We start from the raw sequence: 25,619 nt of genomic DNA on the forward strand, positions 1-25,619 counted from the left end.
TATACCCATACGTTATTTTTTTAAAAAAGCCAAGTCCTGGAGCAGATGACAGGCGGCAAAATGGTTGTTCCCTGCCTGATCGATCAACTGCAACCTGGGTTCTTCTTGTTTGCACACAGCCATCACTTCCGGACAGCGGGTATGGAAACGGCACCCCTTGGGCGGATTTTCAGGAGAGGGGATTTCACCTTTGAGTATGGTTCTCTGGCGTACCATGGACGGGTCGGCAACGGGAATGGCAGAAAGAAGCGCCCGGGTGTAGGGGTGGGAGGGATTGGAAAAAAGATCGTCCCTGTCTGCCATTTCAACGATGCGCCCAAGGTACATAACGGCAATCCGGTCCGACACATGCCTTACAACCGACAGATCGTGGGAGATAAACAGATAGGTCAGCCCCATCTGTTTCTGGAGCGTCAACAGCAGGTTGAGAATCTGGGACTGAACAGAAACATCAAGGGCCGACACGGGCTCATCGCATACAATGAGTTCAGGCCCAAGGCTTATGGCCCGGGCAATACCAATCCGCTGGCGTTGACCGCCGGAAAATTCATGGGGAAACCGCTCAAGGGCTCTGGGCCCCAGGCCCACGGTTTCAAGCAACCGGGCAAGGGTCTGGTCAAGGTTTGGTTCTCGTTTTTTGTGTATCCAATATTTTTCCCCAAGGATCTGTCGGACCGTGTGGCGCTGGTTCAAAGATTCAAAGGGATCCTGGAAAATCATCTGCATCTTAAGACGCATGCGTCGTTGGGCAGACCGGTCAAGACCTGAAAGATCCTGTCCCTTGAACCGTATGGCACCAGAAGTGATGGGATATAACCCCATGATGCACCGCCCAAGGGTGGTTTTTCCGCAGCCCGATTCCCCCACAAGCCCCAGGGTTTCACCCGCATGAACCTCAAGGCTCACACGGTCAACGGCATGAACCCACCCTTGTTGCCTTAAAAAGACACCACCGACCACGGGAAAGTATTTCTTGACATTATCCACGCTGAGGATCGGTGATTGAGAAGAAAGGACCATTATTTCGCCTCCAGGTAATAGCAGGCGGAAAAATGGGCGGGGCCGACCCTGGCAAGCCTGGGTGCTGATTCGTTGCACGGTTCAAACACAAAGGGGCAGCGGGTGCTGAATCGGCACCCCTGGGGCATATCCTCAAGGGAAGGGACCATGCCGTCAATGGTGGGAAGGATGGTTTTCGGGGTTGAGGCAAGCCCTGGGATGGATGTTAAAAGCCCCCGGGTGTAGGGGTGGCTGGGGCTTGAAAACAGCTGGGCCACAGAAGCGATTTCAGCAACCTGTCCCCCATACATTACAACGGCATTATCACAATTTTCGGCTATGACACCAAGGTCATGGGTGATGAGCATCACGGCCATGGACATCTCCTTTTGCAGGGTTTTAATCAGATCCAGGATCTGGGCCTGAACCGTGACATCCAGGGCCGTTGTGGGTTCATCGGCAATCAGGATGTCCGGCTCTGCACAAAGCGCCATGGCGATCATCACCCGCTGGCGCATTCCCCCTGAAATTTGATGGGGGTAGGCCCTGAGCACCTTTTCCGGATCTGCAATGCCAACCTTTGTCAACATCCCGGCGGCCTGATTGTTTCTTTCCATTGCCGACATCTCCGGGAAATGGAGAAGGTACACCTCATTGATTTGTTTACCGATCCTGTGCACGGGATTCAGGGCGGTCATGGGCTCCTGAAAAATCATGGAGATTTTTTTCCCCCGGATCTGGTGCATGGCGGTCCGTTGAAGGGTCACCAGATCCTGCCCCATGAATTCAATACTCCCGGATTCAATCCTGCCTGCAGGACGGGGAAGAAGCCCCATGATTGACAGGGCTGTGACGCTCTTTCCACAGCCCGATTCCCCCACCACCCCGAGGGTTTGCCCGGGGAAAAGCTCAAATCCCACCCCGTCAACGGCCACAGTGATGTTCCCCTCCACGGTAAACGAGACCACAAGGTCTTTAACAGTTAAAATCGGCCTGGATATCAATTGAGTGCCTCGGGTTTAAAGGTTCGATCCATGATGGTTTCAGGCTCAAATGATCGGCCATCTTTCATGGCCGCGCGGGTTGTATCGTACAGGGTCTTGTCAAACCAGAAAAGACCGCCATAGGTTGAGTCAAAAGGATCAAACAATGACCCTGAGACACGGGTGCCGTGGGATTCGGGAAGCTGCAGCCATCGCCAGAATCCCTGGCGAACGTAGGGAACCATGAAGGTGGGAACAAAGGCGGCCTGGTCGTGGATCTTCTGCTGGATGGTCCGGGAAAGGGACTTTCGTTCCGTCTCACTCAGACTTGAACGGTATTGATCAATCAGCCGGTCAAGTTCTGGATCGTCCGTGTTGGTGATGTTGTTGGTCTGGGTCTTGTGGGCATTGTCCGAATGCCATCCCTGCCAATAGGAGGGACGAAGATTGGTGGACCACCCCATCCAGGCCACCTCATGCTTTTTCTCAAGGAATTTCTTGAACGCGGCTGTGCTGTCAAGCTTCTGGAGCACCAGTTCAACGCCCGCCTTGAGGGCCTCCTCCTTTAACACCACAAGCCTCGGGGTATGCTCGTCAAACCCGTAGGTCACCTCAATGGAAAATCGCCGGCCCTGCTTCTGCCATATGCCGTCCGGCCCTCTTTGCCAGCCAGCCTCAGTCATGAGGGACTCGACCTTATCGATGTTGAACGCCCTGGGCCGGATATCGTTGTTGGTATACTCACCATACCCCATGAACGCCTGGGCAAGCCTGTAATAATCACCCCTGAGAACCTCTTTGATAACCTTGTCCACATTCATGGCATGGGCAAAGGCCATCCTGACCCTGGGGTCGGCAAAGATCTCCTTGTCCTGGTTGAGCCACATACCCATGGCCGAAACCGGGGTGTCGTTGAAAAACCAGATCTTTTTAGCGTATCCGCGGTTGAAAACCCGGGTGTCGGCCCTGTCGTACCAGTACTTGGGCATGGTCAGGTCAAAGACATCGATCTCACCTTTTTTAAAATACTCCCAGATCATGTTATAGTCCCTGATGACGTTGAATACGACGGCGTCGAGGTTAAAGCGGTTCTTAAAGTATCTCAAATCCTTTGCCCACCACTGTTTTTTGCGTTCAAACCGGACACGCTTTCCCTTTTTAAATTCTGAAATCTGATAGGGGCCGGTGTTGGGAATGATGCGCCAGTTGAAACCTTCGACAAAGGTATCATCAAGGGTGCCAAAAAAGTGCCTGGGCGTAGGAGAAATACCCAGGCGAAGGTAGAGTTCTGGCATGGCCTTGGTGCTTTTAACGGCAATGGTATAATCGTCATATACCACCACGGATTCAATTTCCCTTGTGTAGTAATCATTGTAAAAAGGAGCAATGATGTGGGGCGAACGCATGAATTCCAGGGTATAGACATAATCTGCGGCCGTGACCGGAACGTTATCGGACCACCTGGCCAGGGGGTTGAGCTTAAAGTACATGGTCTTTTTGTCAGGATCAAAGGCCCAGTGGGTGGCAAGCTCGGGAATAATATGACCCGTGTTGGGATGAATGTTAATCAGGGAAAGGTTGTTGGCACGAAGGGGGCCTGCAAAGCTGCCGTTGGAATCGGGTCCCACAAGGCGGAAGGTCCTGGGAAAGCTTAAAAGGGCCGTATGAAAGGTGCCGCCCTTGACGGCCAGGGGGGATGCAAAAACAGGATCATGGTCGTTGGTCTCCCAATGGATGCCCGAAGGAAGGGTCGGACGTGGGACGGCCGTTGCCGGCTGCACTGAAGGGACCTTTGGTGGGTCACCCGCTTTTTTATGAGTGCTGCTGTCGCTGTCGGTACACCCCGACGACAGCAGAAACATCCAAATGACGGCTACAAGACATACCTGTTTTGTTATCTTCATTGACTCCTCCATGGATCTGAAACTGTCCCCAGATATACCACCAGAACCCCTTCATATCAAGGGCTCCTTTTACCCATCCACAGGCGCAGCACCTGAAGAAATCAAGGCGATCTTCATCAAATCAACAAGGACCCATGGCGCATCAATCCTTGACCCCCATGGGATATTCAGATATGGGTAGATCCATGACCAAGCCGTTGCAGATAACCTCAAATGTCTGCCTGGATGTAAACAGTTAAGCTGGAACCTGTCAATGGATATTGCATCTCTTCTGGGTATTGCCTCTGGAATTTTTCTGATTGTCGGCGCAATCTTTCTCGGCGGTGACATCCACAACTTCATCAACATTCCAGGCCTCATGATCGTTGGCGGCGGGAGCCTTGCAACCACCCTTTTAACCTTTCAATTCAGGGATGTTTTTGCCGCCTTTAAGGCAGCCTATTTTGTCTTTTCCAAGGAAAAGGAAGACCCCAACGAAGCCGTTGCAATCATGATCAGCCTTTGCCAGATTTCAAGACGCCAGGGGCTGTTGGAACTTTCAAAGATCGAGACAGACTCAGGATTCCTTAAAAAAGCCTGTGGACTCATTGCAGACGGCTCATCCAACGACGTGATCCGCAATGCCCTGATTACCGAAATTGAATCGTTAAAGATGCGCCACTTCATCGTCCAGGACGTATTCAGAAAAATGGGAATCTATTCTCCGGCCTTTGGTATGCTGGGGACCCTCATCGGTCTTGTGCAGATGCTCAGTAACCTCCAGGAGCCTTCCCAGATCGGCCCTGCAATGGCAACGGCTCTGTTGACCACATTCTACGGATCGTTGATGTCCACCATGTTCTTTCTTCCCATAGCCGGGAAACTCAAGGCAAGAACCATTCTTGAGGTGATCAACCTTGAGATCATGTTAGAAGGGTCCATCTCCATACTTGACAACAACAACCCTGTCATCCTGTATGAAAAACTGAGTTCGTTCATATCTGCACGGCTTCGAAAACCCATGAAAGAGATGGTGGGGAGATAAGAACCATGCCAAGGAGAACCATAACCAATTCCCTGGTCTCCACCGACGACGAAGCAGGATGGCTCGTCACCTATGCGGACCTCATGACCCTGCTTCTGGTTTTTTTCATACTGCTCTTTTCCCTGTCAAACATTGACCGGGAACGATACAAGGCCGCCATTGAGACAGTTAAGCTTAAAATCAACCTGCAAAAAGACCCCATTGGCATGATCGAATTCATGGAAATCCCGGACGCCCTGAACACAAAGATCACCATCGAAGATATCACAGGCCTTCGATCACGGCAAGCAACCCTCATCCGGGACGTGAACCGGTTTATTGTCAACAGGGAAGCGCCTGACACAATCAAGACCCATGTGCTTGACGGAAAAGTCATCGTCACCATCAACGGCCAGACCCTGTTTGATTCAGGATCGGCAAACCTCAAACAGGGCGCCACTGCCATTCTTGACCGAATCGTGGCCGTGGTGTTTGAGTATCCTGAATACAGTATAAATATTAAAGGTTACACCGACGACATCCCCATTGAAACGGCACAATTTCCATCCAACTGGGAGCTTTCTGCAATCCGGGCCACAACGGTGCTTAAACATCTGATTCAAAAAGGAATCAATCCCAAACGGCTTACCGCCACTGGCTATGCAGACATGGAACCCCTTGTGCCAAACACGTCTGATACCAACAGGGCCATCAACAGGAGGGTGGAATTTGTTCTGGAAAAAAAGGCGACCCCATACTGACATGCTGATCCATGAAACACCGGACAAGCGCGATACCTTCCGGTACACCTTTGCTTTACCCCGCCCACCGGTCATACAGTTTCTCAACACAACGGTTGAACTCATTGACATCAGCGCTGGCGGGGTTTCGTTCAAAAACCATGGATTTAACCCAGGAGACAGGGACAGGATCACACTGCACCTGGGGGACGAGGAGATCAGGTTTAAATATAAGCTTTGCATTGTTATTGTGATCGTATCCATTGACGCACACAAAATCTGTCACTGTCTGTTTGAAGCACCCGACGTCGACCAGACCGAAGCCATTCACCGTTTTCTACTGCTCAAGCAGAAAAAAGATATCCGGGAGAGCCTTCACCCCAGATGATTTTGCACATGGATATGGATGCTTTCTTTGCCGCGATCGAGCAGAGGGATCACCCGGAAACAGCCGGACGTCCCCTTGTGGTAGGCGGCAATTCAAAAAGAAGCGTTGTTGCAACGGCAAGTTACGAGGCAAGGCGCTTTGGCATCCACTCGGCCATGCCCATGTTCATGGCCTTGGATAAATGCTCCCATTTGATTGTGATTCCTCCGGACAAATCAAAATATGCGGCCGTCTCGGGTCAGATCATGACCCTTCTCAATGAATTTACCCCCCTGGTTGAACAGGTTTCCATTGATGAGGCCTTTCTTGACATCACAGGCTGTGAACGGCTGTTTGGATCCGTCGAAAAAATCTGTGTTGCCATTAAAGACAGAATCAAGCAGGAGACCGGTCTCACATGTTCCATTGGTGCATCCCACCTGAAATTTCTTGCTAAAATTGCTTCGGACATGAACAAGCCCGACGGTATCCACATCATCAAGCGAACAGATACACCCGAGGTCATCCAGACCCTGGCCATCAAAAAAGTGCCCGGTGTCGGTGAACGTGCCATGGACCAGATGAAACAGCTTGGGATAATTACCCTCGGGGATATCAGCCGCATCCCCCATCCGATCCTTGAAAAGAAATTCGGAAAGTTTGCCACCGACCTGTTAAACTTTTCAAGGGGTATTGATCCGTCAATAATTGGAACCAGCGGACCGATAAAATCCATTTCAAGTGAATCCACCCTTGAAAACGACACCCTTGACATGGTCGTCATGAAAAAGCATCTCCTTGCCCATGCCCAGCGAGTGGGCAGGCAGTTAAGGGCCAAGAATCTCCTTGCCACCAACATCACCATCAAGCTTAAATTCTCTGATTTTACCCAGATCACCCGCCAGACCAAACTCATGGTTCCCATTTGTGCCTCAACGGCCATCTACAGAGAAGCCTGTACCCTGTTTGAACAAACGGCCAAAACCCGTAAAATAAGGCTTCTGGGCGTTGGGGTTTCATCCTTTTCAACCCCGGATGCCCCTGTTCAATTGGAACTTTTTGACAATATTGACCAAAAGGATAGACGATGGGCTGTCCTGGACAGGGCCGTGGACAGGATTTCCCACAGGTTTGGTGCAAAAACGATCACATCTGCCTCGTTAAAATCCTAAGCCAGGTAACTTTTAGGTTCAATTTTAACTTGACTAACAATTTGACTCTCTCTAATATGAATTTCTATTTCTATTAATGATCGGCGTTCTTGTCAATAACATATGGTCAAGGCAAAAAAAGGGGCTGGCGTTATAATGCGTTTTTTTAAAAACCTTAACGATTTTCAAGGGAACCTCTATCAGATCATGGCCAACATCCGTGAAATCGTCACAAGGGAAAAAACATTGAAAAGCCCCTTGTCCAGGACCTTTACAGGGACACCCAGACCATTTCTGCAACGAAAAGGAATCTGTTTGACGTATAGTCCCATAACCATTTCACACATTTAAAGAGGAGGCACCATGTTTAAAAAAGTCTTATTTGTTGTTCTTGCACTGTCGTTTGCAGCAACTACCGCTTTTGCCGTTGAAACAGGCGGGGTCATCGTCCCTGACACCATGAGCATCACAAATGACGAACTTGTGCTGAACGGAACGGGGATTCGTAAGAAATTTGGTTTTAAGGTGTATGCCGCTGGCCTCTACCTGAAAGCCAGGACCAACGTTTCACAGGATATCATCAATGCAGATCAGCCCATGGCCATCACCATGACCTGGAAACGAAGTGGTCCCATTGACAAGGTCACCAATACGTTTTCAGACGGTTTCCAATATGGGGCCGGGACCAACTATGACAGTCTAAAACCTGACATCAACGCCTTTCTTGGAACCCTAGTCAAGGCTGAGAAAAATGACATCTGGAAATATCTCTATACACCGGGCAATGGAACTGCTATTTATTACAATGATGTACTTGCAACCACCATCAGCGGCCTTGAATTCAAAAAGGCGCTTTTTGCCATATGGCTTCTTGAAACCGATGCCTTCTCAGGAGATAAAGGACTCAGGGATGGAATGCTCGGTAACTAGCCTTGGAAATACTTAGAATTATCTTTTTCAACCAGGTGACCATTAATGAGCAAGGGCCTGACCTGTTATTCTATCCTTTATTTCATTGCAGGTACCATGCTTATGCTCTGCACGGGAATCGTATGTTCAGGTTCTCAAGTCATCCAGATCACCCCGCAGACGGACAGAAAAGACTTGACACCCTTTCTGTCTGTCTTTCGGGATGATTCACAAACCCTGGACATCGCAGACATCGTCACCCCCCGAGACAATGTATTGTTTAAACCCGTCAACGGACAATCAAGCTTTGGGTATTCAACCGCCAATTTCTGGTTCAAATTTACAGCAAACAACCCATCAACAAAAACCATCTCCTGGTTCCTGGAGTATCCCTATGCAGTGGTGGATCATTTTGAATTTTTCCACTCTGGTCCAGAAGGATTTACAAGCACAAAGGGGGGCGATCTTCACCCCTTTTCCCTGCGGCCTGTGGATTACAGGACCATGGTGGTCCCGGTCACCCTGCCTCCAGGAGCACACACCTTTTACTTTAGGATTCATTCCGGGGGTGCCATCGTCTCAGCGGTCACTGCATGGGGAAAAAGCGCCTTTGAACACCATAGGACACTTGATCTTGCACTGAACTGGATCTATTGCGGGATAATGCTGGCAACGATCATCTATTGCCTTTTGATCTTTGTCTCCCTGCGACAGTCTGCCTTTTTATTTCTGGCCTTTTTTGTTTCTGCCATCACCTTTTTTACCCTGGTTCATACAGGCCTGGCCTTTCAATATCTCTGGCCTGAATCAACAAAATGGGCCAACCTCTGTCACCCCCTTTCTGGATTTGCAGCAATTTCAGGAGCCGTTCTATTTACCCGTTCGTTTCTCCACACAAAAAAACACCTCCCCTTGTTTGATACCATTCTTAAGACCTTCATCGCAGGATCTGTCGTACTTATTTTCATCTCATTTTTTGTACCCTATCCGTTTATGACAAGAGCCCTGATGGTCATGGCCTGCCTCATGGGACTGGCCATGACTTTTTCAGGAATAATGCTCGTCTTCAAACAGATTCGGAGGGCCGGATTTTATCTTCTGGCATGGTCCCCCTTTATTGTCACCATTGCTTTAATGGTCATAAAATCCTTTGGCCTGATTAGAAACAACCTCTTTACCGATTCCATGGTACCGATTTCATCAGCCCTTGTGGCCATACTTCTTTCGTTTGCCCTGATTGACAATGTCAAGATAATGATACTTGAACGCGAAAAATTTCTCAAGGACATCGATAACTCGGAAAAAATGTACCGGATGCTTGCAGAGAATGTAAAGGATGTCATCTGGCGGCTTGATCTTAAAACCATGAAACTGATCTATATCACCCCGTCCGTGGAAGAGATGATGGGGTATACGCCCAAGGAGGCGGAAGGTTTTATTTTCAAGGAAATGCTACCCCGGAACGCTGGAAAAAATGCCTGGAAAGCCATTCAGGAAGGAATGCAAAAAAGCGCATCTTGTACCGGCGAGACAAGGCACGCTTTTACCATTGAGCTTGAGTGCTATAACAAAGCAAGGCAGATCTTCTGGACAGAAACCACCACCACCTTTGTCCAGGACAAACAGGGCAACCCCATTGAAATGATCGGTATCACCCGGGATATTACTGAAAGAAAAAAGGCGGAGGCGGAGAATCGGGCCCTTGAAATCCAGCTCAACCAGTCCCGGAAAATGGAGGCCATCGGGACCCTTGCCGGGGGTATTGCCCATGACATGAACAATATCATCGGAGCCATACTCGGGTATGCGGAGCTATCCATAAATGAAACAGACAGACAGACCCGCATGTACCATCGCCTGCACAGGATAATAAAAGGCTGTGACCGGGCAAGGGATCTGGTCCAGGGGATTCTGACCTTCAGTCGCCAGGACAGCAGGGTGCTTCAAACCATTGCAATTTATCCCGTTGTCAATGAGGTTTTAAAACTGATCCGGGTCACTTTACCGTCAAACATCAGCATCGACGATGCGTCCATGGATGAGACCCTTATGATCAAAGCCGATCCCACCCAGGTACACCAGGTCATCATGAATCTATGCACCAATGCGGGGTATGCCATGGGTAAAAAGGGAGGCCTTCTCAAAATTTCCATTCAAAGGGAAATTATCCAACAAGAAACGGCCCAGAAACAAATTCATCTATTGCCGGGCAGCTATGTAAAACTGACCGTAAGCGATACCGGCCATGGCATGCCCCACGAAACAATGGCACATATTTTCGAACCATTTTTCACCACAAAACCCATGGGAAGCGGCACAGGCTTAGGGCTGGCCATGGTCCACGGTATCATGGAAGAATTGGGGGGAAAGGTCCATGTCCTGAGTGAGTCTGGACAGGGAACCCTTTTTACTCTTTTCTTCCCGGAGGCAGACATGACATCTGCCCCCACACCCATCAATACATGGCGTCGATCTGATCCCCGTAATTTTTCAGAATGACATTCTTTTTCAGCTTAAAGGTCGGGGTCATCATACTGTTTTCTATGGTAAACTCGGGCACAAGGGTAATTTTTTTAATGGTTTCAAACGAGGCCAGGGACTGGTTTCTCATTTCCACCTCACCCTCAATGAGACGCTTTATTTCCGGGTGTTCCACAAGGTCGGCAACCCTGCCATAGGCAATATTTTTTTCATCAGCATAGGCCATGACATTTTCATCGTCCAGGGTGACAACGGCGGAAAGATATTTTCTTCTATCCCCGACGACACAAATCTGATTGATGTATTTAGATGTGGTCATGATCCCTTCAATGCGGGACGGGGCGATATTTTTACCGCCGGCTGTAATGAGGATGCTCTTTTTCCGATCCGTTATTTTAAGGACATTGTTCCCATCAATCTCTCCAATATCCCCTGTCTTAAGCCAGCCATCCTCGGTAAAAGTCTCAGCTGTTTCTTCGGGCATCTTATAGTACGCTTTCATCACATTGCGGCCCTTGGTCAGCACCTCGCCGTCTTCGGCAAGTTTATGGAAAAGGCCTTCACCGGGCGGTCCCACGACACCAAAGGCATAGCTGTCTGGTCGATTCACATGGGAAAAAGAGGTATTTTCGGTCATGCCCAGCCCCTCGAGTATCAAAAGACCTGCGGCATGAAAAAACCGGGCAATCTCAGGATTAAGGGGGGCGGCACCGCTGATACACCACTTGACATTGCCACCAAGGGCCTTGTGGATCTTTGAAAAAACAAGCCGGGTGGCCACCTGGTATTTAAGCCCCAGGACAAAGGGAATCTCCCGACGGTCCACCTTTCGTTTGCTGACTTCCTGCCCAACGGCGCATGCCCAGTTGAAAATTTTCAAAGCAACCCCACCCTTTGCCTCAGCCCCGCTGATGACCTTGGTGTGAATTTTTTCAAACACCCGGGGAACACTTACAAACCAGTGGGGAGCGGCCAGGGCAAAATCTTCCAGCAGGGTATCCACTCCCCGTGCAAAGCTTGTCCGGTTACCGGTTTTGATGCCCGTGTAACAACAGGTTCTGGCAAAAACATGGGCCAGGGGAAGAAAGACAAACATCTCTTCACCTGCCTTAAAATTTCCGGACTGGAAAACAGACTGGCTGGTCGAGGTAAGATTGTCATGGGTCAAAACAACCCCTTTGGGTACGCCAGTGGTACCCGAGGTGTAGACAAGCCCAGCTGTATCCTCGGGTTTTACGCTGTGTGTGCGTTCCTCAAAAACCGCGTCAGAGATCTCCTTTCCAAGGGTGAGAAAGGTGTCATAGGTTATCACCCAGTCATCTTCAGGGGCCTCTCCATTGAACAGGATCACTTTTCTAACATTCGAAATCTGCTCCCTGATTTTAAAGAGTTTATCCAACTGGATCTGATTTTCGGCAAAAACCAGCACCCCATCAGAATGATTGATAATATACTCACAGTCAGCCGGGAGGTTTGACTGATAGATGCCCACAGTTGCGGCCCCAACGGACATGTTGGCAACATCGGTCAACATCCAGTTATAGCAGGTGTAACTTAGAATATTGACCTTGTCGCCCCTTTCAACACCAAGGGCAATAAGGCTTTTTGATGCCGTTTTTACCCCATCATAGAATGCCTTCCAGGTCACAGATGTGGGGGTGGTGTCTGCATCAAACCATCTGTATGCCGGCGAGTCTGCATATTTATCAATGGTCTCGCAAAGCATCGCATGGAAATTATCATACGCCTTAAACGCCATAAATCCTCCTTTGTTAAAAGCCAATCATTGTTTTTGAGCAGTTAGAATTCCACTTCCCCGAACATTGTTACCCAAGCTTACAGAATCTGAATGATCTGCCGACCCCCTTTCTCAAACAGCGATCAATCGCCGGTTAAAACCCCAAATCCTTGTTTACAAGAATTATTTTAACCCTTTTTTTAGGAAAGCACCGCTCGGTAATCATCCATGTATTACAAATTCGATCTGGACTTGAACAGTCCTGGCAAACCCCGGTTTCCCTGCAGGGCGTTTTCTTGTCAAGGTTCATCGCATTCACAGGGGCAGCATAATTTTTAACCCGGTCCATGGCATGGGCCAGGTCCCTGCATATCTTATTTCGCCCGGCAATGACGATGACATGGCGAGGCCCAAAGGTGATGCCGCACACCCTGTTACCGATCATGTCAAGGTTGACAAGATGACCATCACTGGTGATGGCATTTGTTCCTGTAATAAAAAGATCCACAAGCAGTGAATTTCGCCTGAGCGACATCTGCTCGTCGGGACCAATCGTTTTATCAAAGGTGTTGAGTACGGTAAAACGAGGATCATCCTTTAGGGCATGGAAAAGGCCTGTGGCAACAAAGGTCATGGAGCCGCCCCAGGAGACGCTTTTAACGCTCAGCCCGGGAAGAATCTTCCCAAGGGCGATATCCTTTGCCCCTTCAACTGTGTCAGCATGAAAGACTTCAAAATTATTCTTTTCAAGCTTTTCTCCAACTTGTGCAAGTCTGTGTTTCCAAAAAATATCCACTGGATTTTTCACGGTTCAAATTCCTCCTTTATAATGGTCACCAGTCTTATCAAACTTGTTCGGGTAACGATATATAAAAACAACATCAATGGGCAATATATTTTCATAAAAACGGAATTTTTAATTTTTTCTATTGACTAAAGAAAATTTCCTTTTTATAGTCGCATATACGATATGAATTAGATTCATTCTGTCGTTATGGTTCTTATTGAATTGATTTTATTTTCGCTCTGACGCCAGTAATTACTTCCCATGCACCATCAATGCTCAATATAAATGCACTGAACCGCGAACCAGCCTCACTTTTTTCAACAACCATGTTCCCGGCAACATGGAAAAAATACCAATAATGGATCTTCTTTTCATTTAAAAGGAGGTGATATTACCCGGTTTTTTACTTTTCGATTTACCGTTAATACTATGGCAGCTCAACTATAATCCAAGGAGAAAATCAATGGGTGACAAAAAAGTAGAAGAGACCACCGAGGCGCAGATTGCGGTACATTGGCAGGAAGAAGGTTATTACTATCCCTCAACAAAATTCATAGGCCAGGCAAACCTGACCGATCCAGCCGTTTACGACAGATTCAGTCTTGATAATTTTCCTGACTGCTTCACCGAATATGCAAAAATGCTAGACTGGTATAAACCCTGGAATACGGTACTTGATACCAGTGATGCCCCATGCTGGAAATGGTTCAAGGGCGGATTGATAAACGCAAGTTACAACTGCATTGACCGCCATCTTGAAAAAAACAAAAATAAAACAGCCATCCACTTTGTTCCTGAGCCTGAAAGTGAAAGGGTCGACCATATTACCTATCAGGAGCTTTATGTACGGGTCAACGAATTTGCTGCCCTTCTCCGGGACTTTGCAGGTTTAAAAAGAGGAGATCGAGTCACCGTCCACATGCCCATGACAGCAGAACTTGCCATTACCATGCTTGCATGTGCTCGCCTGGGAGTAATTCATTCTGTTGTTTTCGGCGGTTTTTCACCCAATGCCTGTGCAGACAGGATTGTTGACTCCCAGTCCAGGGTACTCATATCCATGGATGCCTATTACAGATCAGGAACTTTGCTAAACCATAAAATTAACGCCGATGATGCTGTCAAAATAGCCAAAAACGGAGGCCAGGTGGTTGACAAGGTTTTGGTATGGCAGCGATACCCGGGCAAGAGTTCCACCGAGACCCCCATGGTTGCCGGCCGTGATTTTTTTGTAAATGAAGAATTGAAAAACTACTATGGTAAGCGTATTGAACCCGAAAAAATGCTTGCTGAAGATCCCCTTTTTCTCATGTACACCAGTGGAACTACCGGCAAACCCAAAGGCTGCCAGCACAGCACAGGAGGCTATCTCGCCTATGTAGCAGGCACATCAAAATATATTCAAGATATTCATCCTGAAGATGTTTACTGGTGCATGGCTGACATCGGGTGGATTACCGGCCATTCATATATTGTTTATGGTCCTTTGGCCCTTTGTGCATCATCTGTCATTTATGAAGGCGTTCCCACATACCCGGATGCAGGCAGATCGTGGAGAATCGCCCAGGAACTTGATGTCAATATTTTCCATACCGCTCCCACCGCCATTCGCGCATTGAGAAAAATAGGTCCAGATGAACCCGCAAAATACAACTACCATTTCAAACATATGACAACCGTGGGTGAACCCATTGAGCCCGAGGTATGGAAATGGTATCAGCGGGAAGTCGGCAAGGGCGAAGCCGCCATTGTTGACACTTGGTGGCAGACCGAAAACGGCGGTTTTCTGTGCAGCACCGTGCCGGGTATAAAGCCCATGAAGCCCGGCAGTGCAGGCCCTGGAGTACCAGGCATTCATCCCATCATTTATGATGAAAACGGACATGAAGTCACAAAGGCTGGGATCGCAGGCAATATCTGTATCCAGAATCCATGGCCGGGACAATTTCAGACCATCTGGGGAGACAGGGATCGGTTTGTTGAGACCTATTTTGCCCGCTACTGCAAAGATCCCAAGAGCAAAGACTGGCGTGACTGGCCATACCTGGCCGGTGATGCAGCCACAAAGTCCGATGACGGATACTACAGAATTCTGGGCAGAATTGATGATGTCATCAATGTGTCCGGTCATCGTCTCGGTACCAAAGAGATAGAATCCGCAGCCCTTGTGGTTAATGAAGTCGCAGAAGCTGCCGTTGTTCCAGTTGCCCATGATATCAAAGGAAAGGTCCCTGATCTTTACATCGCCCTTAAACCAGGATACGAAGCAACTGAAGCCCTTGCCCAGAAAATTTCCGACGCGATCTGCGAACAAATCGGAAAAATTGCAAAACCACGAAAAGTCTGGCTTGTGCCCGATATGCCTAAAACAAGATCCGGTAAGATCATGCGCCGTGTTCTGGGCGCGATTTCCAACAACAAAGACGTTGGTGATGTCATGACCCTGGCCAACCCGGAAGTCGTTGTCATCATCAAGGAGATGGTTACCGGAAAATAACACTCAACTGTCCGGCAACAGCGGTCACACCTTGTTGCCGGCTTTAAACTTTTATCCAAAATAAGGACCTAATTTTATGTCAAACTTGTATGAAGAGGCTTACAACCAGTCCATCAATGATCCTGAAGCCTTTTGGGGACCTATTGCAGAAGAATGCCATTGGTATAAAAAATGGGACAAAGTTCTTGATGATTCAAACAAACCGTTTTACCGCTGGTTTGTCGGCGGTGAGATGAATACCTGTTACAACGCCCTTGACCTTCACATTGACAACGGCATCGGTGAAAACAAAGCCCTGATCTACGACAGCCCTGTAACCAACACCAAACGGGTTTACACGTTTAATGAACTCAGGGACGAAGTGGCCAGGTTTGCCGGGGTCCTTGCTGCAAAGAACGTTCAAAAGGGAGACAGGGTCATCATCTACATGCCCATGATTCCCGAGGCCGCAATTGCCATGCTGGCCTGCGCAAGGCTTGGTGCAGTCCATTCCGTTGTGTTCGGCGGTTTCGCAGCCAACGAACTTGCCACCCGCATCAACGATGCAAAGCCAAAAGTCATGGTCACGGCCTCCTGCGGTATTGAGGTCAAAAAGGTCATCCCCTACAAACCGTTGCTCGACGAATCCATCAACCTTGCCGGGTTCAAACCTGACAGCTGCATCGTGTTCCAGCGCCCCATGGTCCAGGCCGAGCTCAAGGCCGGAAGGGACTATGACTGGGATGAACTCATGAACGCTGCAAAGCCCCATGACTGTGTCCCTGTATTGGCAACAGACCCCTTGTACATCCTCTACACCTCGGGCACCACGGGTCAGCCAAAGGGGGTAGTCCGGGACAACGGCGGCCACCTTGTGGCACTCAAATGGACCATGAAGGCCATCTACGACATTGACGAAGGGGATGTCTACTGGGCAGCCAGCGATATCGGCTGGGTTGTGGGCCACTCCTACATCGTGTATGCACCTCTTTTCAAAGGTGCCACAACCATCATGTTTGAGGGTAAACCCGTTGGCACCCCGGATGCTGGAACTTTCTGGCGGGTGATCCAGGACCATGGGGTCAAGAGTCTGTTTACCGCACCAACAGCCTTCAGGGCCATCAAGCGGGATGACCCGGAGGCCAAGCTCATGAAGGATTATGATCTCTCAAGTTTTAAAATCCTGTTCCTGGCAGGCGAAAGAACCGATTCGGATACCCTGAAATGGGCAGAAACCAACCTCAAAGTCCCGGTCATTGACCACTGGTGGCAGACGGAAACCGGCTGGGCCATTGCGGCCAACTGCATGGGTCTGCACCACTTTCCGGTAAAACCAGGCTCTCCAACCAAGGCTGTTCCCGGCTGGGACGTCCAGGTGGTTGATCCCAACAACAAACCGGTTGCCTCGGGCGAAATCGGCGCCATTGTGGTCAAGCTGCCCCTGCCTCCGGGAACCCTTCCCACCCTGTGGCAGAACGACAAACGGTATATTGAGGCCTATCTTGAGGAATTTCCCGGATACTACAAGACAGCCGATGCAGGGTATATTGACGAAGAAGGGTATATCTATGTTATGACCCGCACGGACGACATCATCAATGTTGCCGGCCACAGACTCTCCACCGGGGCCATGGAAGAGGTGCTTTCCTGCCATCCCATGGTTGCCGAATGTGCGGTCATGGGGGTTGAAGATCGGCTCAAGGGTCAGGTCCCCCTGGGATTTCTGGTGCTCAAAGCAGGTGTCACCGTTGACCACGATCAGATCATCCGGGAGGCCATTCAGATGGTTCGCGATCAAATTGGACCGGTGGCGGCATTCAAGACGGCCACCATTGTCAAACGCCTTCCCAAGACCCGATCCGGCAAGATCCTGAGGGGAACCATGCGAAGCATTGCCGACCAAAAGGAGTACAAAGTTCCGGCCACCATTGATGACCCTGCCATTCTCGATGAGATCGAAGTGAGCCTGGGCGCCATCGGATATGGGAAGAAGGCCTCAAAATAATCCTAGGTTTAAATTTTTACACGAAACAGAGGAGCAGACAATGAGCCAGCAAGCAATCGAAAAAGTCCCGGCACAGGCATGGATAACCACCTTTGCCGGAACTGCCATAAATCTTTGTCTTGGTATTCTCTATGCCTGGAGCATCTGGAAATCGGCCCTGGTCAATGTTGACAGGGCAGGAGAAATGATGACGGGCATCAATGAAGGCTGGGTCTACCTGACCAATGCCCAGGCCGCAACCCCCTTTTCCCTTTGCGTCATTATTTTTGCCCTGCTCATGATCCCTGGCGGACGTATCCAGGATAGAATCAGCCCGAAATTCGGCGCCACCTGTGGAGGGCTTCTCCTGGCAGCCGGCTGCATTGTTGCAGGACTGATGAAGAGCTATACAGGGCTTATCATCGGTTTTGGCATCCTTGGTGGCGCAGGTATGGGCATTGGATACGCAGCCCCTACCCCTGCTGCCCTGAAATGGTTTGGACCGGAAAAACGCGGCCTTGTAGCAGGCCTTGTGGTGGGTGGTTATGGTGGCGCAGCCCTTTACATCGGGTGGCTGGGCCAGAAACTCATTGACCTCTACGGCATCACGGGAAGTTTTGTTGTCCTGGGCTCGTTCTTTGCCGTTGTCGTTGTCATTGCAGGTCAGATGCTCAAGGCTCCGCCTGAAGGATATGTTCCCCCGGCCAATGTGACCAACGCCGGACACTCGGGTGCCACGGAAAAAACCCATAACTGGGAAGCGGCCGATGTTCTCAAGACCTGGCAGTTCTACGCCCTTGTCTTCATGTTCATCCTTACCACCCAGTCAGGCCTTCTCATCATCAGTTCGGCCAACGGCCTGATGATGACAACAGCCAAGGGCATGCCCTTTTTCATGGCAAATGCATGGATCCTGGTCTCCTATGGCGGATTGATCAACGCCTCGGGACGGGTGGGTACGGGTTACTATTCAGACAAGATCGGACGGCTCAATGCCTACTGCCTTAACTGTGGTGTCTCAGCCCTCTGCCTCTTTTCCCTGCCCTTTGTCATCTCAACCCAGAATCTGTTTCTCCTGTTCCTCGTTGTGGGTGTTGCCTACTGGCAGTACGGCGGAGGTCTTTCGTTAATGCCTTCGTTTACGGCGGATTTTTACGGTGCAAAAAACCTTGGGTTCAACTATGGTCTTGTTTTCATCGGATGGGGACTTGGGTTTTTCATGGCAAGAATAGGCGGTGTTATCCAGGACATCACCGGTAGTCTGAACCTTGCCTTCTACATCTCAGGGGGCCTTCTGGTTGCAGGGGTCATCCTTGCAAAGCTAACCACAAAACCCCAGTATAACGGATAGAGAACACACGTTTCCGGGGCATGGCATCACCTGTCATGCCCCGGAATGCCCCTCCTCTTAGAAAGCGCTTAAAAAGGACAGTCAATGGAATATGCGAACCTGACACACCTGCCGTTTATTCTTGATTTTTCAAATCTTCAATTTGACACCACCATCATCTTCATCGTGTCCATTCTCCTTGCCATCACGGTTAATGCAGAGGCCCAGGCGTTCATGGCAACCCTTCTGGGAGATGCCCAGACCCAGGCAAAGGATCGATTCCATTTCAACCCTCTGGGTCACATGAACCTGTCTGGAGTTCTGTGCTTTGCCGTGGCAGGTTTTGGCTGGCCAAAACAGCCGAAGATACACACAAAGAACTTTAAACACCCGGATTTTTACCTCATCCTTGTCAAATTTGCCGGCCCTTTTGCCAACCTCATGCTTGCCTCCATCGCCGGCAGCATTCTGTGGATCATGGGCAACTGGGGGGTTGAGGACCAGGTGTTCCCCATTCTGGTGGCCGTAAACATCATCATGTTTGTAACCGGATTTATTCCCATCCCCCCCCTTGCAGGTGCCTCCCTTGTCTCGTTTTTTTTCCCGAAACAAACGAACATTTCATCCCGATCCAAACTTATTTTTGATGCTGTGCCATATCTTTTTGTCGCAGCCCTGGTATGGATAAAACTGACCCATGGCAATCTCCTGGACATCTATTTTTCCCCTGTTTTCACAGCCATGTTTAATTTCATATCAGGATAGCCGGTATAAACCGGACAAAAGACCAGGCTGCCATCACCGCCTGTTTTCCAGCACCCTGTTGAGAACCATGTTCAATTCTTCCAAGGTGTAGGGTTTTTGAATAAACTGCTCATTTGCTTTAAATACATCTTCAAACTGATCGTGGCCCTTGGGAAATCCGCTGACAAAAAGAATCTTAACATCTTCCTTTATTTCCCGCAGAAGCCGGGCCGTTTCAAATCCATTTCGCCCGGGCATGATAACGTCCATGATAACAAGAACAACCGTGTCCAGATTCTCGACAAACAGCTCCACCGCATCCCGGGAATTCTCTGCGGCAATGACCCTGTAACCAAGCACCTCGAGGATTTCAATGTTGATATCCAGAACCGTTTTTTCGTCATCCACCAGAAGAATGGTTAACAACTGCTTATCAGAAAAATCTTCTTCGGCCGAACGGGCCGGTTGCTCGTAGACACATGCCGGCAGGTAAACCTTGAAGCTGGTTCCCTCTCCTCGTTTAGAATCCAGCGTAATCATTCCCGAATGATTTTTGACAATGCCATAGACCGAAGCAAGGCCAAGGCCTGTTCCCCTGACCCGCTCCTTTGTGGTAAAAAAAGGTTCAAACACCCGCTTTCGAGTCGCCGCATCCATGCCTGTCCCGGTATCTGAAACCGTTATCCTGACGTACTCTCCAGGCTCTGCATCGTGGAGAAAGGCAAAGGCTTCATCCACAGGATGATTCTCGACAATGATACGAATCTCTCCTCCACCGGGCATTGCCTGTGCAGAATTGAGCAAAAGATTCAGAAAAACATGTTCAATCTGGGCAGAATCTCCCCTGACCAGGCGAACATCCCCATTGCAATTCTGAAAAATTCGAATATCCTTCCGGGTTCTGCCAAAAAGGTCACACACCCCCTTGAGAAGCAGGTTAAGATCCAATTCCGTTTCCTGATATTTCCCTGATCTTGCAAACCCAAGCAGTTTATTTGTAACCTCTGCCCCTCTTTTGATACATCGCTCAATGTTTTTGATTTTGTCGGAAATCATTGGATGGGAATGGTACTTTACCAGCAACAGAGAGGTGTTGCCCTGGATTCCCATGAGCAGGTTGTTGAACTCATGGGCAAGGCCGCCTGCCAGGGTGGCAATGGATTCAAGCTTTTCCACCTGAAAATACTTCTCTTCAAGGGCCTTTCGTTTTTTTTCCTGGTCAAGGGACTGGGTTGCATCCCGGACAATACCACGGAAGCCCTTTTTCTTTCCCTGGGCATCTTCAATAAGGGCAATGGAATGCTCATAAACCACAACGGAACCATCCGCCCTTATAACCCGGGTCTGGTTAAGACCCGACGGCATGCCGGTCTCATAAACATTTTTTGCCACCTCTTTGATCAATTTGGCAGTTTCAGGATTAACCACCTCCTTGAAATTCATTCCAAGAAAACGGTCACGGGTCCGGCGGGTCATCCGGCACAGCCGTCTGTTTACAAAGGTAAAAACCCCCAACAGGTCTATTTCATAGTATCCCTCATCAATATTTTCGATGATCGACCGGTAACGTTCTTCACTCTTTATCAGGGCTGAGATATAAAATTCCTTTTCAATATAACCGCCAACCATCTCGGCTGCCGTGGTAAGGAACTCTATGTCCATGGGTTGCCAGGAACGGGTGGGGCTCAACGCCTCAAACCCTATAAATCCGTGCCAGTGGTTACCGGTAAAAAGTGGGACAAGAAGTGAAAAAGCCGTTTTATTCGCCTTGAATTTTTCATTTTCAAATTCACCACCACACCCCTGGTCAACAATGACAATCTCTCCTTGTCCCAGGGCTGCTTCCCATTCAGATGCAAGGTCTTCATAGGCAAACCAGACTTTTGCAGAGGCCCTTTCAGGACTGTCAATGCCTTGATTCATGAGCAGATGAACGTTTCGGGCACATAGTCTGTCATCGGCATCAACGAAATTTTCATAAAAAGAAACACTGTCGGCCTGGGTTACCACAAGAAGTTCATGCAAAACGCGCACAAAGGCATTGGGCCTGCCGGATATCAGCTCCTTTGAACAGGCGGCAAGTCCCTTGTAATAGGTGAGCATGGTGTTTTTTTCGCTGGTTCGATCAGATGATCCCATGGAGATCCCCTCCTTTTTGACCCAGCCGGTCCACCCGCCGTTCAACATCAGGGTCCGGGACAAGGGGCGGCGCATGGAAGGGCTTGATCCTCGCGTCAACGATCAACGGCCCCCTGCACCCCCAGTGCTTGTGACGGACAAAAGACTCAACACCGTGGATGTCGTGGGAGGGGTTGGAACGTGAAAAGGTGATCCACACGAAGGTGTCAAAGTTCCGGGCGGCAAGATCCGAATCGTCTGCAATCACAACCAGGGCAAGCCCTCCAACGGCATCAGATGTTGCAAGGTGTTCTGCAAGCTGAGCAACCTCCTTATCAGCCCTTGGATAGTCGGTAAACACAGGCCCCTTGACCACAACCATGCCCGGTCCTGCAAGTCTTGGCATTGAAAAAGACGGGGGAAGGTTGAGGCCAACGGGAACATGGGTCACGAGGGTTCGTTTTTCCTCTCCTGCGGCTGCCACCACAAGCTTTGACCCGGTGTTGAGGCCATCGGCACTGTAATCCAGGGTGTCCATGGTAAAGGAGGTGTAAAAATGAAGATCCCGGCTGAAATCCACCCGGGCAAGGCAGTGAACCAGAAAGGCCTTTTCATCTGAGATATCCAGATCAGGAGCGTCCTCGTGGGCCAGGATAAACAGATATTTTGCAAGGGAAAGCTGGTTCGCTCCAAGGATGGCATTGGCATGGGTCAGAAGCTCCCTTGGCTGTCTGGGTTCATAGGGCACATACCGTTCCAGGGCCTTGGCAAGCAGAAGCGGGTGAACCCCTGCAGCGTCAACGGCATGGACTGCCGTCACCCCGGGAATGGCCACGGGAATGGCAGGACCTGTCATCTCGTGGATCAGTTCACCAAAAATTGAATCCTCCTGGGGAGGCCGGCCGACCACGGTAAAAGGCCAGATTGCATCCCTTCGATGGAAGACCGATTCCACCTCAAGATAGGGAAAGTCATGGACAAGGGAGTAATATCCCAGGTGATCTCCAAAGGGTCCTTCGGGTTTTGTGCGGCCCATGGCGATGGTGCCGGTGATGCAGAAATCCGCATCAAGACTTATGAGATAGCCGTTTTGAATGGTGTAGGCAAACCGTCTGCCGGCAAGGACCCCTGCAAAACTGACCTCGGGAAGGTGTTCCGGAAGGGGCATGACCGCCGAAAGGGTATGGGCCGGAGGCCCCCCTACAAAGATACTCACCTTGAGCCGCTGGTTCTGTTCAAGGGCCCTGGCATGGTGGTTGCCGATTCCCCGGTGAATCTGGTAGTGCAGGCCGATCTGTTTGCCCGGAAGATAATCGTTTCCCGACAACTGCACCCGGTACATACCCAGATTTGAACGAAAAACGCCTGGCCGCAAAGGATCCTGGGAGCAGACCTGGGGCAGAAGAATAAACCCACCCCCGTCCATGGGCCAGCATCGTATCATTGGAAGATCGTTGATCCCTGCCCGGGCATCCAGAACCGGCCCTGTCCGCTTTTTTGCAGGCAGGGCATGGACAAGACCCGGCAGGGCCTTGAGGGCCTTAAGGGGAGATCGTAACGCTTCACCCGGGTCGGATTGAAGACGCACAAGGTGCTTGATAGTCTCAAGTCCAGCCCCCAGGATCTTTACGGCCCGGTCATGGGTGCCGAACAGGTTTGACACAGCCGGAAACCGGGTGCCCTTGACCCGTTCAAATAAAATGGCAGGACCGCCTGCCTCAAACACACGCCTGTGGATCTCAGCCATCTCAAGATCAGGATCCACCTCTTGCCGAATTATTACAAGATCCTTCTGGTTGGATAAAAAATCGACACAGGCTGCAAGACTTGAAAAACTCATAAATTTACCTTTATTCTTGATCCGAAGCCAAGACGGTTGTCCATGTAATAGGTCTCTTGGGGAACAAACCGGTAAAATTTTGCCCGGTAATGGCTTGTAATGGCGGCCAGAACATTATCACCGGTAACCTGCATGCCGAATTTTTTGACATAACCCCCTGCCGCTCCAAGGGTTTCCGGAGTCATGGTCAGTAATTCTATAACGCCCTGCATCTGAACGCCCCTGAGTTCGTTGATTGATTCTGTGTCATGGAACAGGGAGGCACCACACAAGCCGTCAAGGGCTCCAGCCTCCCCTATGTGACGGGAAGTTGGGGATGAAAAGAAATAGAATCCCCCGGGCCGGTAAAAAAAAAACACCGGTGCGGACCAGCACCCCTGATCAGACCCGGTTGCAAGTGTCATCACCTTAAGGGTTCGCACAAGTTCCATGGCCTGACCATTCATCCCGGGGGCATCTGAATCACAGATATCCCCATTGTTTAAGCCGCCCATGGGCATGGACTGCATACTCCCCCTGTTGAACCTCGTTCAGATATAGTTTATAAAACTCGGCAGCACTTGCCACATGTTCCATCTTCTCCTGGCAGTACCCCTTGAAAAAAATTGCGCCGGGATTTCCAGGAAGAAGGCCGGCATACCGGTCAAAGCGCTCAAAGGCCCTGGCAAACTGATTGAGGTTAAGGTGGACAAAACCGGCCACATACTGGGCCTGGGGTTCGTCTGGATAAAGGGTAACGGCAAGGTCTGCATGGGTTGCAGCCCTTTCAAAACGACGGGTTTCAAGCATGCATTTTGCCTGCATCACATGGGCTGTATAATCTTCGGGAGCAAGCTTTATGGCCTTTGCAAACTGCGTTTCTGCCGTTTGATACTCTTTCTTAGCCATGTATTGATCGCCTGCCTGAAGGGCCTCAATGGCAGCCCTGTCCGCCCTTACAGATGCAGTGTTGTCCATGTAACGCTCCTGGTTCAAGGAGAACCCCGACGAATACCCATAGGGATTACGGCTCCTTGCCACGGCAGTACCATAGCGCTCGTCACTCATGGGGTGGGTTGAAAAAAGGATATCCGTGGACGAGGCTTTGTTCTTGTTAAGGGTGTTGAGGATACCCATGAGCCCCACAAACCCCATTGACGAATATCCGGCCTTGACCATGTATTCGTTGCCAAGGGCATCGGCCTCCCGCTCGTTGTCCCGGCTGTACCGGGCCAGGAGTGCTCCCTGGCCCAGCATGCCAATCTGACGGGCAACATCTCCAAGCCCCTGACCCTGGGTACCCACGGCGGCAGCAACCCCGCTGATAAAAATAGATGAAAGGGTTGATTTTGAAATCTGCTGGGCCGAATGCCTGGCATTGACATGGCCCAGTTCATGGCCCAGGAGGGCCGCAAGCTCAGCCTCGTTGGACAGCTTTAAAAGAATACCCCTTGTCACGGCAATGCTGCCCCCGGGGAAGGCATAGGCGTTGATGTAGGTGGCATTGACGCACTGGAACGAATAGGGCATCCGGGGCCTGTGGGTCAAAGCACTCAGCTTTGTGCCAATCTCGGTCACATAGGTGTTGACCCCCTGATCCTGAACCGCGCCATAGTCGGCCGAGAACTGGTGGGGGGACTGGATGCGGTCCATTGCGACTTCCTGCTCAGGCGTTACCATCATGAACTGATTCTTGCCGGTCACAGGATTTACAGCACAGCCTGCCAGGGCAACACCTGCACCCAATGCAAGGGAGCCGGATATAAATGTACGGCGGGTCATTGGGGTGTCTGCAACCATATGGCTATCTCCTTGAAAACGAACCTAGAATAAAGCAGATCACCCCCAACGCGACCAGGAGCTGGTAAAGGGGCAGATCCAGGGCAAGGTAATCAAGACCGATTTGCAGGGACTCAAAGGGGATCATCTGGATATACCTGTCAAGGTCAAGGGGCATTGCCGTTGAAAGTGTGAGGTCGTTCCAGAAATTGTCAGTGTGCATCAGGGCAGCGATTGCCTGAAAGCCGAGGACAAGTACACCCCCTGCCACCAGGATAAATCCGACCAGGTTGAATTTTTTCATTGT

Annotated in this window: 22 protein-coding genes; 11 read left to right on the forward strand and 11 right to left on the reverse strand. The window is 50.0% G+C overall.

The window, feature by feature from the left end:
• Window positions 1-12: 12 nt before the first annotated feature.
• Genes HRM2_RS14135 through HRM2_RS14145 form a run of 3 tightly spaced genes read right to left on the reverse strand, consistent with a single transcriptional unit; the run spans window position 13 to window position 3,886 of the window.
• Window positions 13-1,020 carry an ABC transporter ATP-binding protein gene (locus HRM2_RS14135; RefSeq protein WP_015904709.1) on the reverse strand — a complete coding sequence of 336 codons (1,008 nt, stop codon included), beginning with the start codon at window positions 1,018-1,020 and terminating at the stop codon, window positions 13-15.
• Complete coding sequence (locus tag HRM2_RS14140; protein WP_015904710.1) at window positions 1,020-2,003, reverse strand: ABC transporter ATP-binding protein; 984 nt, start codon at window positions 2,001-2,003, stop codon at window positions 1,020-1,022. The genes HRM2_RS14135 and HRM2_RS14140 overlap by 1 nt, the downstream gene beginning before the upstream one ends.
• Window positions 2,000-3,886, reverse strand: coding sequence for an extracellular solute-binding protein (locus tag HRM2_RS14145; protein ID WP_015904711.1), 1,887 nt, complete (start codon window positions 3,884-3,886; stop codon window positions 2,000-2,002). Before HRM2_RS14145 ends, HRM2_RS14140 begins: the two co-directional genes overlap by 4 nt.
• A 10-nt stretch (window positions 3,887-3,896) precedes the next feature.
• Between HRM2_RS14145 and HRM2_RS27110 the strand changes: the two genes are divergently transcribed.
• The 5 genes from HRM2_RS27110 (at window position 3,897) to dinB (ending at window position 7,168) form a co-directional block, all read left to right on the forward strand.
• A complete protein-coding gene (locus HRM2_RS27110; RefSeq protein ID WP_187149252.1) occupies window positions 3,897-4,067 on the forward strand; it encodes a hypothetical protein in 171 nt (56 codons plus the stop codon).
• Between the two features lie 72 nt (window positions 4,068-4,139).
• Window positions 4,140-4,910, forward strand: coding sequence for a motility protein A (locus HRM2_RS14150; protein WP_015904713.1), 771 nt, complete (start codon window positions 4,140-4,142; stop codon window positions 4,908-4,910).
• A 5-nt stretch (window positions 4,911-4,915) separates the two neighbouring features.
• On the forward strand, window positions 4,916-5,650 hold the full coding sequence (locus tag HRM2_RS14155) for an OmpA/MotB family protein (protein ID WP_015904714.1): 735 nt from the start codon (window positions 4,916-4,918) through the stop codon (window positions 5,648-5,650).
• Window position 5,651: 1 nt separating this feature from the next.
• Window positions 5,652-6,017 carry a PilZ domain-containing protein gene (locus HRM2_RS14160; RefSeq protein WP_041273281.1) on the forward strand — a complete coding sequence of 122 codons (366 nt, stop codon included), beginning with the start codon at window positions 5,652-5,654 and terminating at the stop codon, window positions 6,015-6,017.
• The gene (gene dinB / locus HRM2_RS14165) at window positions 6,014-7,168 is read left to right on the forward strand and encodes a DNA polymerase IV (RefSeq protein ID WP_015904716.1); all 1,155 of its coding nucleotides are present in this window, start codon (window positions 6,014-6,016) and stop codon (window positions 7,166-7,168) included. The genes HRM2_RS14160 and dinB overlap by 4 nt, the downstream gene beginning before the upstream one ends.
• Window positions 7,169-7,347: 179 nt before the next feature.
• Here dinB and HRM2_RS27115 read toward each other — a convergent pair whose 3' ends face one another.
• Window positions 7,348-7,494, reverse strand: a complete 147-nt coding sequence (locus tag HRM2_RS27115) for a hypothetical protein (RefSeq protein WP_187149253.1) — start codon at window positions 7,492-7,494, stop codon at window positions 7,348-7,350.
• 16 nt (window positions 7,495-7,510) lie between these two features.
• Here HRM2_RS27115 and HRM2_RS14175 point away from each other — a divergent pair, with 16 nt between their 5' ends.
• Together HRM2_RS14175 and HRM2_RS25330 are read left to right on the forward strand one after the other, a co-directional pair.
• Complete coding sequence (locus tag HRM2_RS14175; RefSeq protein ID WP_015904718.1) at window positions 7,511-8,077, forward strand: chalcone isomerase family protein; 567 nt, start codon at window positions 7,511-7,513, stop codon at window positions 8,075-8,077.
• 45 nt (window positions 8,078-8,122) lie between these two features.
• A complete protein-coding gene (locus tag HRM2_RS25330; RefSeq protein ID WP_015904719.1) occupies window positions 8,123-10,555 on the forward strand; it encodes a 7TM diverse intracellular signaling domain-containing protein in 2,433 nt (810 codons plus the stop codon).
• On the opposite strand, the gene HRM2_RS14185 is transcribed toward HRM2_RS25330, so the two are convergent.
• Together HRM2_RS14185 and HRM2_RS14190 are read right to left on the reverse strand one after the other, a co-directional pair.
• The gene (locus tag HRM2_RS14185) at window positions 10,512-12,296 is read right to left on the reverse strand and encodes an AMP-dependent synthetase/ligase (RefSeq protein ID WP_015904720.1); all 1,785 of its coding nucleotides are present in this window, start codon (window positions 12,294-12,296) and stop codon (window positions 10,512-10,514) included. The two genes, HRM2_RS25330 and HRM2_RS14185, sit on opposite strands and share 44 nt — an antisense overlap.
• Before the next feature lie 133 nt (window positions 12,297-12,429).
• Entirely contained in the window at window positions 12,430-13,083 is a 654-nt protein-coding gene (locus HRM2_RS14190) for a lactate utilization protein (RefSeq protein WP_015904721.1), read from the reverse strand.
• A gap of 442 nt (window positions 13,084-13,525) precedes the next feature.
• On the opposite strand from HRM2_RS14190, the gene acs reads away from it, so the two are divergent.
• From acs to HRM2_RS14210, 4 genes are all read left to right on the forward strand, one after another.
• Window positions 13,526-15,559 carry an acetate--CoA ligase gene (gene acs / locus HRM2_RS14195; RefSeq protein WP_015904722.1) on the forward strand — a complete coding sequence of 678 codons (2,034 nt, stop codon included), beginning with the start codon at window positions 13,526-13,528 and terminating at the stop codon, window positions 15,557-15,559.
• 76 nt (window positions 15,560-15,635) lie between these two features.
• Window positions 15,636-17,543, forward strand: coding sequence for a propionyl-CoA synthetase (locus HRM2_RS14200; RefSeq protein WP_015904723.1), 1,908 nt, complete (start codon window positions 15,636-15,638; stop codon window positions 17,541-17,543).
• A gap of 40 nt (window positions 17,544-17,583) precedes the next feature.
• Window positions 17,584-18,873, forward strand: a complete 1,290-nt coding sequence (locus tag HRM2_RS14205) for an L-lactate MFS transporter (protein WP_015904724.1) — start codon at window positions 17,584-17,586, stop codon at window positions 18,871-18,873.
• 84 nt (window positions 18,874-18,957) lie between these two features.
• Window positions 18,958-19,617 carry a zinc metalloprotease gene (locus HRM2_RS14210; RefSeq protein ID WP_015904725.1) on the forward strand — a complete coding sequence of 220 codons (660 nt, stop codon included), beginning with the start codon at window positions 18,958-18,960 and terminating at the stop codon, window positions 19,615-19,617.
• 33 nt (window positions 19,618-19,650) lie between these two features.
• On the opposite strand, the gene HRM2_RS14215 is transcribed toward HRM2_RS14210, so the two are convergent.
• The 5 genes from HRM2_RS14215 to HRM2_RS14235 are packed head-to-tail and all read right to left on the reverse strand — an operon-like array spanning window position 19,651 to window position 25,616.
• On the reverse strand, window positions 19,651-21,735 hold the full coding sequence (locus HRM2_RS14215; RefSeq protein ID WP_049770455.1) for a hybrid sensor histidine kinase/response regulator: 2,085 nt from the start codon (window positions 21,733-21,735) through the stop codon (window positions 19,651-19,653).
• Complete coding sequence (locus HRM2_RS14220) at window positions 21,722-23,554, reverse strand: UbiD family decarboxylase (protein ID WP_015904727.1); 1,833 nt, start codon at window positions 23,552-23,554, stop codon at window positions 21,722-21,724. The genes HRM2_RS14215 and HRM2_RS14220 overlap by 14 nt, the downstream gene beginning before the upstream one ends.
• The gene (locus HRM2_RS14225) at window positions 23,551-24,063 is read right to left on the reverse strand and encodes a PNPOx family protein (protein WP_015904728.1); all 513 of its coding nucleotides are present in this window, start codon (window positions 24,061-24,063) and stop codon (window positions 23,551-23,553) included. The genes HRM2_RS14220 and HRM2_RS14225 overlap by 4 nt, the downstream gene beginning before the upstream one ends.
• Window positions 24,017-25,333, reverse strand: coding sequence for a M48 family metalloprotease (locus HRM2_RS14230; protein WP_015904729.1), 1,317 nt, complete (start codon window positions 25,331-25,333; stop codon window positions 24,017-24,019). Before HRM2_RS14230 ends, HRM2_RS14225 begins: the two co-directional genes overlap by 47 nt.
• 4 nt (window positions 25,334-25,337) lie before the next feature.
• Complete coding sequence (locus tag HRM2_RS14235; protein WP_015904730.1) at window positions 25,338-25,616, reverse strand: hypothetical protein; 279 nt, start codon at window positions 25,614-25,616, stop codon at window positions 25,338-25,340.
• Window positions 25,617-25,619: the final 3 nt, after the last annotated feature.

It is taken from the genome of Desulforapulum autotrophicum HRM2 (assembly GCF_000020365.1).
Lineage (GTDB): Bacteria > Desulfobacterota > Desulfobacteria > Desulfobacterales > Desulfobacteraceae > Desulforapulum > Desulforapulum autotrophicum.

Bases quoted from the DNA above. Each gene is read 5' to 3' on its own strand.
- HRM2_RS14200 (WP_015904723.1), top strand. From the start codon at position 15,636: ATGTCAAACTTGTATGAAGAGGCTTACAACCAGTCCATCAATGATCCT.
- HRM2_RS14175 (WP_015904718.1), top strand. From the start codon at position 7,511: ATGTTTAAAAAAGTCTTATTTGTTGTTCTTGCACTGTCGTTTGCAGCA.
- HRM2_RS14220 (WP_015904727.1), bottom strand. From the start codon at position 23,554: ATGAGTTTTTCAAGTCTTGCAGCCTGTGTCGATTTTTTATCCAACCAG.
- HRM2_RS14205 (WP_015904724.1), top strand. From the start codon at position 17,584: ATGAGCCAGCAAGCAATCGAAAAAGTCCCGGCACAGGCATGGATAACC.
- HRM2_RS14160 (WP_041273281.1), top strand. From the start codon at position 5,652: ATGCTGATCCATGAAACACCGGACAAGCGCGATACCTTCCGGTACACC.
- HRM2_RS27115 (WP_187149253.1), bottom strand. From the start codon at position 7,494: ATGTGTGAAATGGTTATGGGACTATACGTCAAACAGATTCCTTTTCGT.
- HRM2_RS14135 (WP_015904709.1), bottom strand. From the start codon at position 1,020: ATGGTCCTTTCTTCTCAATCACCGATCCTCAGCGTGGATAATGTCAAG.
- HRM2_RS14235 (WP_015904730.1), bottom strand. From the start codon at position 25,616: ATGAAAAAATTCAACCTGGTCGGATTTATCCTGGTGGCAGGGGGTGTA.
- HRM2_RS14210 (WP_015904725.1), top strand. From the start codon at position 18,958: ATGGAATATGCGAACCTGACACACCTGCCGTTTATTCTTGATTTTTCA.
- HRM2_RS14225 (WP_015904728.1), bottom strand. From the start codon at position 24,063: ATGCAGTCCATGCCCATGGGCGGCTTAAACAATGGGGATATCTGTGAT.
- HRM2_RS14145 (WP_015904711.1), bottom strand. From the start codon at position 3,886: ATGAAGATAACAAAACAGGTATGTCTTGTAGCCGTCATTTGGATGTTT.
- HRM2_RS14150 (WP_015904713.1), top strand. From the start codon at position 4,140: ATGGATATTGCATCTCTTCTGGGTATTGCCTCTGGAATTTTTCTGATT.
- dinB (WP_015904716.1), top strand. From the start codon at position 6,014: ATGATTTTGCACATGGATATGGATGCTTTCTTTGCCGCGATCGAGCAG.
- HRM2_RS25330 (WP_015904719.1), top strand. From the start codon at position 8,123: ATGAGCAAGGGCCTGACCTGTTATTCTATCCTTTATTTCATTGCAGGT.
- HRM2_RS14185 (WP_015904720.1), bottom strand. From the start codon at position 12,296: ATGGCGTTTAAGGCGTATGATAATTTCCATGCGATGCTTTGCGAGACC.
- HRM2_RS14155 (WP_015904714.1), top strand. From the start codon at position 4,916: ATGCCAAGGAGAACCATAACCAATTCCCTGGTCTCCACCGACGACGAA.
- HRM2_RS14230 (WP_015904729.1), bottom strand. From the start codon at position 25,333: ATGGTTGCAGACACCCCAATGACCCGCCGTACATTTATATCCGGCTCC.
- HRM2_RS14215 (WP_049770455.1), bottom strand. From the start codon at position 21,735: ATGGGATCATCTGATCGAACCAGCGAAAAAAACACCATGCTCACCTAT.
- HRM2_RS27110 (WP_187149252.1), top strand. From the start codon at position 3,897: ATGGATCTGAAACTGTCCCCAGATATACCACCAGAACCCCTTCATATC.
- acs (WP_015904722.1), top strand. From the start codon at position 13,526: ATGGGTGACAAAAAAGTAGAAGAGACCACCGAGGCGCAGATTGCGGTA.